12 protein-coding genes are annotated in these 12,574 nt (G+C 64.4%); 7 read left to right on the forward strand and 5 right to left on the reverse strand.

Annotated features, from left to right (window positions below; translation table 11 throughout):
• Position 1: 1 nt before the first annotated feature.
• Positions 2-409 carry an ExbD/TolR family protein gene (locus VGG47_RS06470; RefSeq protein ID WP_331536625.1) on the forward strand — a complete coding sequence of 136 codons (408 nt, stop codon included), beginning with the start codon at positions 2-4 and terminating at the stop codon, positions 407-409.
• A 146-nt stretch (positions 410-555) separates the two neighbouring features.
• Here VGG47_RS06470 and metW read toward each other — a convergent pair whose 3' ends face one another.
• Together metW and metX are read right to left on the reverse strand one after the other, a co-directional pair.
• Complete coding sequence (metW, locus tag VGG47_RS06475) at positions 556-1,155, reverse strand: methionine biosynthesis protein MetW (RefSeq protein WP_331536649.1); 600 nt, start codon at positions 1,153-1,155, stop codon at positions 556-558.
• Between the two features lie 14 nt (positions 1,156-1,169).
• Positions 1,170-2,312, reverse strand: coding sequence for a homoserine O-acetyltransferase MetX (metX, locus tag VGG47_RS06480; RefSeq protein ID WP_331536650.1), 1,143 nt, complete (start codon positions 2,310-2,312; stop codon positions 1,170-1,172).
• A 162-nt stretch (positions 2,313-2,474) separates the two neighbouring features.
• Here metX and VGG47_RS06485 point away from each other — a divergent pair, with 162 nt between their 5' ends.
• From VGG47_RS06485 to glmU, 5 genes are all read left to right on the forward strand, one after another.
• Positions 2,475-3,335 carry a chorismate mutase gene (locus VGG47_RS06485; protein ID WP_331536627.1) on the forward strand — a complete coding sequence of 287 codons (861 nt, stop codon included), beginning with the start codon at positions 2,475-2,477 and terminating at the stop codon, positions 3,333-3,335.
• Positions 3,332-4,417 (forward strand): histidinol-phosphate transaminase, encoded by a 1,086-nt coding sequence (hisC, locus tag VGG47_RS06490; RefSeq protein WP_331536629.1) that lies wholly within the window; start codon positions 3,332-3,334, stop codon positions 4,415-4,417. The genes VGG47_RS06485 and hisC overlap by 4 nt, the downstream gene beginning before the upstream one ends.
• Positions 4,410-5,294 (forward strand): prephenate/arogenate dehydrogenase family protein, encoded by an 885-nt coding sequence (locus VGG47_RS06495; protein WP_331536631.1) that lies wholly within the window; start codon positions 4,410-4,412, stop codon positions 5,292-5,294. Before hisC ends, VGG47_RS06495 begins: the two co-directional genes overlap by 8 nt.
• A 182-nt stretch (positions 5,295-5,476) precedes the next feature.
• Positions 5,477-5,797, forward strand: coding sequence for an NIPSNAP family protein (locus VGG47_RS06500; protein ID WP_331536633.1), 321 nt, complete (start codon positions 5,477-5,479; stop codon positions 5,795-5,797).
• A 104-nt stretch (positions 5,798-5,901) separates the two neighbouring features.
• Positions 5,902-7,188 (forward strand): bifunctional UDP-N-acetylglucosamine diphosphorylase/glucosamine-1-phosphate N-acetyltransferase GlmU, encoded by a 1,287-nt coding sequence (gene glmU / locus VGG47_RS06505; RefSeq protein WP_331536635.1) that lies wholly within the window; start codon positions 5,902-5,904, stop codon positions 7,186-7,188.
• A gap of 99 nt (positions 7,189-7,287) precedes the next feature.
• Here glmU and ndk read toward each other — a convergent pair whose 3' ends face one another.
• A complete protein-coding gene (ndk, locus tag VGG47_RS06510) occupies positions 7,288-7,710 on the reverse strand; it encodes a nucleoside-diphosphate kinase (RefSeq protein WP_331536637.1) in 423 nt (140 codons plus the stop codon).
• A gap of 268 nt (positions 7,711-7,978) precedes the next feature.
• Here ndk and VGG47_RS06515 point away from each other — a divergent pair, with 268 nt between their 5' ends.
• Entirely contained in the window at positions 7,979-9,862 is a 1,884-nt protein-coding gene (locus VGG47_RS06515) for an ABC-F family ATP-binding cassette domain-containing protein (RefSeq protein ID WP_331536639.1), read from the forward strand.
• Positions 9,863-10,007: 145 nt separating this feature from the next.
• Here the strand turns inward: VGG47_RS06515 and VGG47_RS06520 are convergent, their stop codons facing one another.
• Together VGG47_RS06520 and VGG47_RS06525 are read right to left on the reverse strand one after the other, a co-directional pair.
• A complete protein-coding gene (locus VGG47_RS06520) occupies positions 10,008-11,312 on the reverse strand; it encodes a peptidylprolyl isomerase (RefSeq protein WP_331536641.1) in 1,305 nt (434 codons plus the stop codon).
• Positions 11,309-12,574, reverse strand: a 1,266-nt coding sequence (locus tag VGG47_RS06525) for an LPS-assembly protein LptD (protein WP_331536643.1), incomplete at its 5' end; no start/stop codon positions are given. The genes VGG47_RS06525 and VGG47_RS06520, both read right to left, overlap by 4 nt.

The raw sequence follows: 12,574 nt of genomic DNA on the forward strand, positions 1-12,574 counted from the left end.
CATGCGCAGAAATCGTGACCTGCTGATTCGAGAGCGGCCCCGCTTAGAGATCGTGCCGATGATCGACATCATGATGTTCCTTCTGGTGTTCTTCGTGATGATCGTGCTGCGGATGATCCCCGATTCGGGCGTGACCCTGTCGCTGCCAGGTGCCGCTACCGCGCAACGGCTGCCGCCGACCCAGGTCGTGATCGTCATCGACGCCCAAGGCGATTTCCATGTGAACGACCAGGTGATGAGCGCCGACACGCTGGAGGCCTATCTGCAAGGCGTGAAGGCGAGCCACACCACCGACGTGATCATCGCCGGTGACAAGGGCACCAGGCTGCAAGAGCTGATGAATGTGATGGACCTGACCCGCAAGGCCGGCATCACCAGCATCGGCATCGCGACGAATAACCAACAGTAAGCGAAGGCTACTTTTTGTGAACAAAAAGTAGCAAAAAAACTTTATTAATCTGGGTCATGGGCTGTGTCGCCGACAATGCCCATGACCCAGACTAACAAAAATTTTTGCGCCGCTTTTTTAAAAGCGGCTACTTTTGTTTGTTTAGCTTAAGCCTTCCTAAGCAAAAACAACCCTTGTTCGCCGAACAGGTTGGCCAGCGCCTGCGACCGCCGCCAGGGCGTACGTGCGCCTTCCTCGTCGGCGGCCAGCCATTCCTCGACCTTGTAGCCGTCGGTTTCGCACAGCGCGAAGAAATCGCAGATCGAGCAGGGGTGGATGTTCGGTGTTTCGTACCAGGGACGGCTCCACGTGGAGGTCATCGGCATGCGTCCGGTCACCAGCAGTTGCAGGCGCAGCGTCCAATGGCCGAAATTGGGAAAGCTGACGATGGCGTGCGTGCCGATGCGCAGCATCTGGCGCAGCACTTCGCGCGGCTTTTCCACGGCTTGCAGGGTGCGCGACAGCACCACGTAGTCGAAGGCGTTGTCCGGGTAGGCGGTGAGGTCGGTATCGGCGTCGCCCTGCATCACCGGCAGGCCGCGCGTCACCGCCTGGGTCACCGCGCCCATGTCCAGGTCCAGCCCGCGCGCGTCGCATTGCTTGGTGCGGAACAGATGCTCGATCAGCGTGCCGTCGGAGCAGCCGATGTCCAGCACGCGTGCCTTGGGCGCGATCATGCCGGCGATCAGCGCCAGGTCGACGCGCATTTTCTTAGGTGCGTTCATTTCAGCCCGGCATGCTCCGCGCAGCCGGTGAGGAAGCCGCCGAGGCTGCGGTGAAAATCCGGCTCGTCGAGCAGGAAGGCGTCGTGGCCCTTGTCGGAGGTGATTTCGACGAACGAGACGTTGGCGGCGACATGGTTGAGCGCGCGCGCCACGAGGCGCGACTGCGCGGTGGGGAACAGCCAGTCCGAGGTGAAGGAGACCAGGAGGAAGCGGGTTTTGCTGCCGGCGAAGGCGTTGGCCAGCACGCCGTCATGATCCGCTGCCAGGTCGAACAGGTCCATGGCGCGGGTGATGGTGAGATAGGAATTCGCGTCGAAGCGGCGGACGAAGCTGGAGCCCTGGTATTGCAGATAGCTCTCCACCTCGAAGCGGTCGCCGAGCGAGGAGAGTTCCGCCGCATCCTGCAGCTTGCGGCCGAATTTGCGGGTGAGGGCGGCTTCCGAAACGTAGGTGATATGCGCGGTCATGCGCGCCACCGCGAGGCCGCGCGCCGGCGTCACGTCATGGGCCCAGTAGCGGCCGGCGTAAAAATTCGGGTCGGCGGCGATCGCCTGCCGGCCGATTTCGTGGAAGGCGATGTTTTGCGCCGAATGATAAGGTGCTGCCGCCACCGGCACGACGGCGAACACCGAGTCGGGATACTGCGCCGCCCAGGAGAGCGCCTGCATGCCGCCCATCGAGCCGCCGACCACGGCGAACAGCTTGTCGATGCCGAGATGGTCGACGAGGCGCTTTTGCGCGCGCACCATGTCGTGGATCGTCACCGGCGGGAAATCGGTGCCCCAGGGCTCGTCCGGGCGGCCGTCGCGCGGGCTGCTCGGCCCGGTGCTGCCCATGCAGCCGCCCAGCACATTGGCGCAGATGACGAAGAATTTGTCGGTATCGACCGGCCGGCCCGGCCCGACCACACGTTCCCACCAGCCGGGCTTGCCGGTCGCCGGGTTCGGCTCGGCCACATACTGGTCGCCGGTGAGGGCGTGGCAGATCATGACGGCGTTGCGGCGCGCCGCGTTCAGCGTGCCATAGCAGCGATAGGCGACGGTCAGGGTTTCCAGATGGTGGCCGCAATCGAGCGTCAGACCTTCGGGGAAGGTGACACTGTCATGGTGCGGTTCGGTCAGGGTGGGACGCTGGTCCATTGAGCGCCGATATGCGCCGGGGGCGTGGGTCATGCAATCCTCGGGCGGCGGTGGGGAGGAGAGAGCAGCCATGCCGCGATATTCCATAGCGGCGGCACGGGAGCGGATTATGCCGGTGCCCTGCTTGGCGGGCGTGCGGAAACTGGGGTATCACACCGTGCAATGAATCTTTCCCTGACCTCTCTCCCCTCCCAAGCCACTGACGCATTGAGCCAGTTGCGGGCGCAATTGGATGCACTCGACGACCAGATCCACGACCTGCTGATGCGCCGCGCCGAGGTCGTGGAGAGCGTGGCGCGTGACGGCGGCAAGACCGGCACGAAAATCCGCCCGGGGCGCGAGGCGATTATTCTGCGCCGGCTGCTGTCGCGGCATCAGGGCGCGCTGCCCGCCCAGGCGATCATTCGTTTCTGGCGGGAGATGTTCGGTGCCGCGCTGATCATCGAGGGTGGCCAGGTGATGGCGGTGTGTGACGGCGACGACCGGCTGGCGCTGGCGCGCGAGCATTTCGGCCCCTACACCCCCAGCCGGCGCCACCCTAATCCGGCGCAAACGCTGGCGGATCTGCGCGAGGGCGCGCAGCTCGCCGTGCTGCCGCCCCCCTCCGAGGATGACGAGCCGGGCGGCTGGTGGATGATGCTCACCGGCACCGGCGCGCATCGCCTGTTTGTGATCGCCAAGCTGCCGTTCTTGACCAAGCGTTTCGAGGGCGCGCCGCTCGGCGAGGCCTATGTGGTCGCGGCGGTCCGCCCCGACCCGAGCGGTGACGACCGCGGCCTGATCGCCTGCGAGTTCACGTCCGACACCTCGCGCACGCGGATGTCCACTTTGTTCAAGGAAGCCGGCTTCACGCCAGGGACCGTGTGGGTGCGCCGCCTGGCCAACGACCCGCGTTTGTGCGCGCTGGTGGAGGTCGAAGGGCTGGTCGCGGACGATGATCCGCGGCTGGCGGCGATCGGTGGGCTGGAGGTGCTCCCCGTGGTGATCGGCGGCTATGCCGTGCCGCTGGGCGAAACCGCGTGAGCGCGCCGCAGCCGCGTCCCGAAGTCTATTCGGTCGCATCCTATGTCGGCGGCGAGTCGAAGCTCCCGGGCTTCGACAAGGTCACCAAGCTCTCCTCCAACGAAGGCGCGTTCGGCCCGTCGCCGGCCTCCATCGCCGCGATCAGCGAATGCGCGCTGACCATGCACCGCTACCCCGATGGCGGCATGACCCGGCTGCGCGCCGCTCTGGGGGCTGCGTTCGGCCTGAGTCCGGAGAAGATCATCTGCGGCAACGGCTCGGACGAGCTGCTGGCGCTGCTGATCCAGGCTTATGGCGGGCCGGGCACCGAGCTGATCATGAGCGCGCATGGCTTCTCGATCTACGAGATCGCCGGCAAGCTGAACGGCTGCAAGGTTCTCAAGGCGGCGGAGCAGAATCTGACGAGCGATGTCGACGCGATCCTGGCGCTGGTCACCCCGGCGACGCGGATGGTGTTTCTCGCCAACCCGAACAACCCGACCGGCACGCTGCTGACGCAGACCGAGATGCAACGCCTGCGTGCCGGGCTGCCCGAAGACGTCCTGCTGGTGATCGACGCCGCCTATAGCGAATATGTCGTGCACGAGGATTTCGATCCCGGTGCAAAACTGGTCGATGCCGGCGAGAACACGGTGATGACCCGCACCTTCTCGAAGATTTTCGGTCTGGGCGGGGCGCGGCTGGGCTGGGCCTATGCGCCGCCCGCCATCATTGACGTGCTGAACCGGATGCGGCCGCCTTTCAATGTCAGCTCCACCGTGGCCGCCGCGGCGATGGCCGTGCTCGCCGACCCGGCCTGGCTGGAGCGCGGGCGCGCGCACAACACGCAGGCCAAGCGGCGGCTGGCCGCGCGGCTGACCCAGGTGGGGCTCAAAGTGTATCCGTCCGAGGCGAACTTCCTGCTCGTGGATTTCGGCAGTCGGGAGCGCGCCATCGCCGCCGACCAGTTCCTGCGCGGCCGCGGCATCATCGTGCGCAACGTGAAATCCTATGGCTTGCCCGAATGCCTGCGCATCACCATCGGCACCGATGAGGAATGCGACCTGGTGGCGGAGAACCTGAACGCCTTTGTCCATGGCTGAACCCATCTTCCAGCGCCTGACGCTGATCGGCATCGGCCTGATCGGCAGTTCCATCGCCCGCGGCGCCAGGGCTTTTGGCCTCGCGCGGCAGATCGTCATCTGCGACGCCAGCCCACAGGCGCTGGCCCGCGCCGCCGAACTGAACCTCGGGGATGTTTATGAGGCGGATCCGACGCTGGCGGTGGCGCAGGGCGATTGCGTGATTCTTTGCACGCCCGTCGGGACGCTCGCTTCCGTCGCCGCTTCCATCGCCTCGGCGCTGCAGCCCGGCACGATCCTCTCCGATGTCGGCTCCACGAAACAGTCAGTGATGCGCGATGTCGCCCCGCTGGTGCCGGAAGGCGTGGCCTTCGTGCCGGCGCATCCCATCGCCGGCACGGAATTCTCCGGCCCTGATGCCGGCAAGCCGGATCTGTTCCAGGAACGCTGGTGTTTGCTCACCCCGTCTGCCGACACGGACGAGGGCGCGGTGCAAAAGATCGAGGCGCTGTGGCACGGGCTGGGCGCGCGCACCGCGCGGATGGACGCGCCGCATCATGACCGGGTGCTGGCGATCGTCAGCCATCTGCCGCATCTGCTGGCCTTCACCATCTGCGGCACGGCGGATGATCTGGCCGATGAGACCAGGCAGGAGGTGCTGCAATTCGCCGCCTCCGGTTTCCGCGATTTCACCCGCATCGCCGCGTCCGACCCGGTGATGTGGCGCGATATTTTTCTCAACAACAAGGAAGCGCTGCTGGAAATGCTGGCGCGCTTCTCAGAGGATGCGCAGGCGATGGCCCGCGCGGTGCGCTGGGGCGACACCGGCTACATTGAAGACAAGATCAACCGCAGCCGCAAAATCCGGCGCAGTTTGATCGACCTGAAGCAGGCGTGAGCGAGCGAAGAAAGCAGCCGCTTTTTAAAAAAAGCGGCGCAAAAATTTTTGTTATGCTGGGTCATGGGCGATGCCGGGGACAACGCCCATGACCCAGCATAACAAAGTTTTTTTGCTACTTTTTGTTCACAAAAAGTAGGCTTTCCCTTCCATCGCTCTCAGTAAAACCCAAGGAGACTTTTATGATCGTTGATGTGCGCACCTACACCTTCAAGCCCGGCATGATGCACGATTGGGTGGCGCTGTATGAGACGCACGCCTGGCCGCTGCAGAAGCAATATCTGGGCACCTGCCTTGGCTGGTTCACCAGCGTCGAGGGCAAGCATCACCAGGTGGTGCATGTCTGGCAGTTCGAGAGCCAGGCGGACCGTGAGACGCGCCGCGCGGCCATGTTGCAGGACCCGGCCTGGAAGGTGTTTCAGGCCAAGGTCAAGGAGATGAACCCCTTCGCCGCGCAGGAAAACTCCATCATGGCGCCGGCGCCTTTCTTCAAGCAGGGCTAGAGCATGATTGCTTTAGATCAATCACGCTCTAGCTTTTTTTGCACGAGCGATTCCATCGCTCAATCGAATCGCTGCGCGATTCGGTTTCAAGCGATATCGCTCTAATGCAAAACACCGCTGTCATCATTGCGGCGGGGCTCGGCACGCGGATGAAATCCGCGTTGCCGAAAGCCGCGCACAAGCTCGCCGGACGGCCGATGCTCAACCATCTGCTGGCGGCGAGCGCGCAGGTGTTCGACCGCAGCGTGGTGGTCGTGGGGCCGGACATGAAGGCGCTGGAGGCACTCGCCGCACCACATGAGACCGTGGTGCAGGCGGAGCGCCTGGGCACCGCCCATGCGGCGCTGCAGGCCGAACAGAAATTTGGCCAGGGCAAGGTGGCGGTGTTCTACGCCGACAACCCGCTGGTCTCACCGGAGACGATGCGCGCTTTGGTGAAACGCCTGGACGCGGGCGATGCCGGGCTGGTGCTGCTGGCGATGACGCCACCGGAGCCGGGCAAATACGGAAGGCTGGTGAGCGCCGAGGGCTATGTGTCGTGCATCGTCGAATATGCCGACGCCACGCCGGCGGAACGCGCCATCACGCTGTGCAATGCCGGCGGGCTGATCGCGGCGGCGGACGACATGCGCCGCTGGCTGGGCGCGGTGCGGCCGGACAACGCCAAGGGTGAGTTCTACCTCACCGACATCGTCGCCATCGCCCGCGCCGAGGGCGTGAAGGTGGCGGCCTATGACGTGCCCTATGAGGAATGCATGGGCGTGAATTCGCGCGCGGAGCTGGCGGATGCCGAGGCGGCGCTGCAACGCCGCCTGCGCCGCGCCGCACTGGATGCCGGCGTGGCGATGCTCGCCCCTGACACCGTGTTCTTCTCCGCCGACACCGAGCTTGGCCCGGATGTCAGCATCGGCCCTTACGTGGTGTTCGGTCCGGGCGTGAAAATCGCGGCGGGCGTGGAAATCAAGGCGTTCTCGCATCTCGAGGGTTGCGTGGTCGGCGAGGGCGCGGTGCTGGGGCCCTATGCACGGTTGCGGCCGGGCGCAGACATCGGGCCGCAGGCGCATGTCGGCAATTTCGTGGAAATCAAGGCCGCGAAGCTGGGGGCAGGGGCCAAGGCCAATCACCTGACGTATATCGGCGACGCCGAGATCGGGCCGGGCACGAATATCGGCGCCGGGACCATCACCTGCAATTACGACGGCAAGCACAAGCACCGCACCGTGATCGGCGCGAAGGTTTTCGTCGGGTCGAATACTGCCCTGGTGGCGCCGGTGAACGTGGGAGATGGCGCGCTGATCGCCGCCGGCTCGGTGATTACCGAGGATGTCGCACCTGACGCTTTGGCCATCGGGCGGGCCCGGCAGGTCATCAAGGAAAAGCGGAAGAAATAGGAAGGCCTACTTTTTGTGAACAAAAAGTAGCAAAAAAACTTTATGAATCTGGGCTACGGGCGTTGTCGGTGACAACGCCCGTAGCCCAGATTCCTTTCCTTAGCCGACGATATCGATACCGGCGAAGAAGAACGCGATTTCCTGCACGGCGGCTTCCGGGGCGTCGGAGCCGTGCACGGAGTTGGCTTCGATCGACTCAGCGAACTCGGCGCGGATCGTGCCGGTGGCGGCCTTCTTCGGGTCGGTGGCGCCCATGATGTCGCGGTTCTTCAGCACGGCGTTCTCGCCCTGCAGCACCTGGGCAACGACCGGGCCGGAGATCATGAAATCAACCAGGTCCTTGAAGAAGGGGCGGGCGGCATGCACGGCGTAGAACGCCTCGGCCTGGGCCCGGGACAGCTGCACGCGGCGCGAGGCGACGACGGTCAGCCCGGCGTCTTCGAACTTGGCGTTGATCTTGCCGGTCAGGTTGCGGCGGGTGGCGTCGGGCTTGATGATGGAGAGGGTGCGTTCGGTTGCCATGATTGTCTCGCTTTTTGTGAAATCGCTTGAGAAACTGCGCGGGCAATAGCCGGGCACGCCAGACGCGGCAAGGGCTGGAGGCTCAGAGAGAGGAAAGCAGCCGCTTTTTGAAAAAAGCGGCGCAAAAACTTTTGTTATGCTGGGCCATGGGCGTTGTCGTCGACACAGCCCATGGCCCAGCATAAATAAAGTTTTTTTGCTTCTTTTTGTTCACAAAAAGAAGTCCTACCCTTCGCTACGCTTGCTGGTTTGCTCTAAGGGTCGGCGCATGAGCGTTTTGATCCTCGATAATCTTTCCTACAGCATTGCCGGCCGGGTTTTGTTGAACCAGGCCGGCCTTATGGTCGATCCAGGGCGGCGGATCGGGCTGATCGGCCGCAACGGCGCCGGCAAGTCCACGCTGTTGAAACTGATCGGGGGTGAGCTGCAGCCCGATGGCGGCACGATCCGCCTGGGGAACCGGGTGCGGATGGGCTATGTGGCGCAGGAAGCGCCGGCCGGGACGATCACGCCGCTGGAGGTGGTGTTGGAAGCGGATGCGGAGCGCGCCACGCTGCTGGCGGCGCTGGAGGACCCGGCGGTGGCGCCGGAACGGCTGGCGGAAATTCATGACCGGCTGTTGACGATAGGTGCCGAGGCGGCTCCGTCGCGCGCCGCGTCGATCCTCTCGGGCCTGGGCTTTTCCACCGAATGGCAAAGCCGGCCGATGAGCAGCTTTTCCGGCGGCTGGCGCATGCGCGTGGCGCTCGCGGCGGTGCTGTTCTCGGAGCCCGATCTGCTCCTCCTCGACGAGCCGACCAACCATCTCGACCTCGAAGCCACCCTCTGGCTGGAAACCTATCTGCAGAAATTCCCCGGCGCGGTGTTGCTGGTGAGCCATGACCGCCAGCTGCTGGACCGTGCGGTGGAGGCCATCGTGCATCTGGATGGCGGCCGGCTCACGCTCACCCCGGGCGGCTTCGCGGAATTCATCCGCATCAGGACCGAGCGGGCGCTGCAGCAGAACCGGGCGGCGGAAAAAGCCGCCGAACAGCGCGCGCATATGCAGAAATTCGTCGACCGTTTCCGTGCCAAGGCATCCAAGGCCAAGCAGGCGCAGAGCCGCATCAAGGCGCTGGAGCGGATGCCGCAGATTGAATCCGTGGTGGAGGACCGGGCGACGCATTTCGCTTTCCCCTCGGCCGAGCTCGTGGCGCCGCCGATGCTCAGCCTGGACGGGGTGGATATCGGTTATGACAACAAGCCGGTGCTGACCGGCGTGTCGCTGCGGCTGGACATGGAAGACCGCATTGCGCTGCTGGGCACCAACGGCAACGGCAAGTCGACGCTCGCGAAGCTGCTTGCGGGACGGTTGACGGCGCTGCGCGGGAGGGAATTCCGCACCGGCAACTTGCGCGTCGGCTATTTCGCGCAGCACCAGGAGGAAGATCTGGTGATGGGCGACACGCCCTATGACCATCTCTCCCGTGCGCTGCCGAAGGCGACACCGCCGCAGGTGCGGGCGCAGGCGGCGCGGTTCGGGCTGGATGCGGACCGGGTGAACACGAAAGTGGGCGCCATGTCCGGCGGCGAGAAGGCGCGGCTGTTGTTGGCGCTGGCGACGCGCGATGCACCGCATCTGCTGATCCTCGACGAGCCGACCAACCATCTGGATATCGACGCGCGCGACGCGCTGGTGAAGGCGCTGGCGGAATTCGAGGGCGCGGTGGTGCTGATCTCGCACGACCCGTACCTGGTGGACTTGGTGGCCGACCGGCTGTTGCTGGTGGCGGGCGGCAAAGTGACGGCGCTGGAGGGCGATCTGGCCGGTTATGCCGCGAGCGTGACGGAAGGCAGTTCGAGCAGCGGCGGCGGCTCGCGCGAGACCGCGGCTAAGGCTGCGCGCAACGACAGCAAGGCGGCGCGCGCCGAGGCGCGGAGCAAAATGGCGCCGCTGCGTCAGGCGGTGAAGGCGGCGGAGCTGAAACTGGCGAAGCTGGCGGCCGAGCAGGCGCTGCTGGAAAAGAAGCTGGCCGATCCGGGGATCTACACCCAGGCCAAGGCCAAGGACCTCGCCTTTATCAACAAGCGGATCGCCGCGATCAAGCGCGAGACCGAGGCGGCCGAGCAAGAGTGGCTGGCGGCGGAAGCGGCGCTGGAAGAAGTTGGCTGAAGGAAAATAGCCGCTTTTTAAAAAAGCGGCGCAAAAATTTTTGCTATGCTGGGTCATGGGCGTTGTCACAGACAACGCCCATGACCCAGCATAGCAAAGTTTTTTTGCTACTTTTTGTTCACAAAAAGTAGTCTTCCCTTGTGCTTTAGCTCTGCGTGATGATCGACCGGTGCCGCAACTCATCGAGCAGCTGCTGCGATTCCAGTTCCACGCGGCGCTCGACGATGATGTTGCTGATTTCGTTATCCGAAGGCAGGGACTCGGCTTGGGTGGTGCGGCCGCAGACCATCACCACGGAGGCGCCGTCGCTTTCCACCAGAGGGCGGCTTACCTGGCCGACCTGCAGCTGGGTGAGCAGTGTCTGGAAGGCCGGCGGGGTGACGGTGGCGAGGTTCACCGGGCCCGGATCGGCGGGGTGGACGTTGCCCAGCGTGGCGTTGAGCGCGGCGAGATCGCTGCAGGATTTCGCGGCATTGGCGCTCTGCACCAGCTTCTCGATGACGGCCGCCTGGGCTGGCCCGATTGCGCCGTTGATGATCGGGGTGGGGAAGCGGGCGAAGGCTTGGCGGACCGACAGCATGGTCTGCTGCTCCGCGCCGAATTTGTGGCTGCCCTGCATCTGCACGATATCGTAGCCGCCCGGCACGCGCACCGGGTTGCTGATGGCGCCGGCCGGCATGGTGGTGACGAGTGCTGCCACGGCGGGGTCGAGCTGGCTGAGCTGGACATAGCCGAGATCGCCGCCCTGCAGCGCCGTCGGTGACTGGCTGAACTGCGCGGCGACGATCGGGAAGGGGGCGCCGGCGCGCAGCTGGCTGATCACGGTGTTGGCGAAGTTGCGGGCGTTGCTGTCGTTCGCCGGATCGGTCACCGGCACGAAGATTTCCGAGATATGATATTGGGTGCTGCCCAGTTCGGCCTTCAGCGCGGCTTTTTCCGCGTTCATGTCGCCCGTGGTCGGTTGCAGCCCGGGCCCCAGAACCTGGTGCAGCACGGTCTGCCAGCCGAGCTCGGTGCGCAATTGCGCGACCAGCGTGCTGAACGGGATGCCGGCGGCGGTGAGGTGCGCGCGTAGCCCGCCGGGCTGCAGACCGTTGCCCTGCTCGATATGCGCGATGGCTCCTTCCACATCGGTCTCCGCCACCGTCACGTTGCGGTGGTTGATCTCCTGCATTTCCAGCATCTGGTCGATCAACTGCGAGGTGACCTGCGGTTTCAGCCGGGCCACCACCTGAGGCGTGGGCGGCATGCCGGTGGTGAGCGAGAGCAGGCGGGCGCGGTTGGTGACATCCTGGTCGGTGATCACCTGGCCATTGACCACCGCGGCGATGCTGGCGCTGTCTGCGTCCGCGGCGCCGGGCGCACCCGGCGTCGCGGTCTGAGCCATGGCCGGCGCCAGGTCGAGCGCGGCGAGCGCGATCGCGGCGCACAAAATCTGCATCTGCTTCATAGGGCGTTTAATCCGATGGTTCCGAGGGTTTTGAAGGTGAATTGGACGAGGGCGGTGGTGCCGCCATTGCCTTGAGTAAAATAGGAGGTGAAGTATTGGTAGTAGAGCAGGTTGATGCCGAAGCAATTATTCTGCCAACCGAGATTGAAATTCGCCTGATCGAACATCCCGGTCTGCAGATTGCGCGCGGTGCCGGCGCCGAACGACCAGTTGCCGACATTCGTGGACACACTGGCGGTGATCTCGTGCCGCGGCACGAAATAGCCGGGCGGCGGGGTCAGCGGCACGCCTCCGAAGCCCGGCGTGTCATACAGCACATAGGGGTTGGTATTTTCGTAGAAATACCCGACGGAGCCGCTCAGCAGATGCGTGCCGGCATTGGCGGTGGCGTCGATCATGCGCGCGCCCAGATCGTCGTGGCTGAGCCGGGTGCGGTAGGTCAGGTTGAAATACGGGGTGGGGGCGATGATGAAGCGGCCGACAATGTCGGAGACGTTGTCGTTCAGGCCGGAGTCGGGAAGATAGTCGTCATCTTTATGAAAACGGACGGACTGGCCGAGCAGCCCGTCCAGCGTTGCGCCGCTTGGTAGGTACCAGGCGGCATGCATCGCGTAATCGACGCGCGAGCCGCCCTCCAGCCGGTCGATGCCCGGATAGCGGTTGAGGGAGAACAGGTTGGCGTCGGAGAATTCGAGATCGAGACTGTCCTCGTTCGGAATACGGTCGTTCTGCGAAACGCCGACATTCGGCGAGACCACGACCTGCACTTCCGGCTCGATCAGCTGGCTACCCCAATGCCCGGCCTGGCGGATCAGCGGCATGCGCACGAATACGGCGCCGTAGGGTTGGGCGCGGGCCGTCTCCGAGTTATTGAGGTAACTGTAATTCGGTTGCTCGTACAGGTGGTTGGCGTCGTAGGCGGCGGTAACGACTTCCAGCCGTGCGGTGCCGACGATGCCGTTGGGGAGGGTGAACGGCACCGAATAGCCGGGGATCGCGGAAATGCGTTTCGTATTCGTGCCGACATTGCGAAGCACGTTGAACATGTCGGCATGCAGAGAAAACTGGCCGCCGAGCGAATCCTGGGCGGAGAGGAAATCGTACTCGCCATGCGGCAGCACCACCGGCAGCGCGTCATTGTCAACGGTGGTGACGAGGCCCTGATAGGTGTCGGCGTCCAACCGCGCATAGGAGGACGAGGTGAAGCCTTCCAGATACACGTCGCTGGTGAGGAAGGCATATTGCGGTTCGAGGCTGAAAGC

This window comes from Acidocella sp. (assembly GCF_036489515.1).
GTDB lineage: Bacteria > Pseudomonadota > Alphaproteobacteria > Acetobacterales > Acetobacteraceae > Acidocella.

Coding starts and splice junctions, on each gene's coding strand:
- VGG47_RS06470 (WP_331536625.1), top strand. CDS start 2: ATGCGCAGAAATCGTGACCTGCTGATTCGAGAGCGGCCCCGCTTAGAG.
- metW (WP_331536649.1), bottom strand. CDS start 1,155: ATGCGCGTCGACCTGGCGCTGATCGCCGGCATGATCGCGCCCAAGGCA.
- metX (WP_331536650.1), bottom strand. CDS start 2,312: ATGGACCAGCGTCCCACCCTGACCGAACCGCACCATGACAGTGTCACC.
- VGG47_RS06485 (WP_331536627.1), top strand. CDS start 2,475: ATGAATCTTTCCCTGACCTCTCTCCCCTCCCAAGCCACTGACGCATTG.
- VGG47_RS06495 (WP_331536631.1), top strand. CDS start 4,410: ATGGCTGAACCCATCTTCCAGCGCCTGACGCTGATCGGCATCGGCCTG.
- VGG47_RS06500 (WP_331536633.1), top strand. CDS start 5,477: ATGATCGTTGATGTGCGCACCTACACCTTCAAGCCCGGCATGATGCAC.
- glmU (WP_331536635.1), top strand. CDS start 5,902: ATGCAAAACACCGCTGTCATCATTGCGGCGGGGCTCGGCACGCGGATG.
- ndk (WP_331536637.1), bottom strand. CDS start 7,710: ATGGCAACCGAACGCACCCTCTCCATCATCAAGCCCGACGCCACCCGC.
- VGG47_RS06515 (WP_331536639.1), top strand. CDS start 7,979: ATGAGCGTTTTGATCCTCGATAATCTTTCCTACAGCATTGCCGGCCGG.
- VGG47_RS06520 (WP_331536641.1), bottom strand. CDS start 11,312: ATGAAGCAGATGCAGATTTTGTGCGCCGCGATCGCGCTCGCCGCGCTC.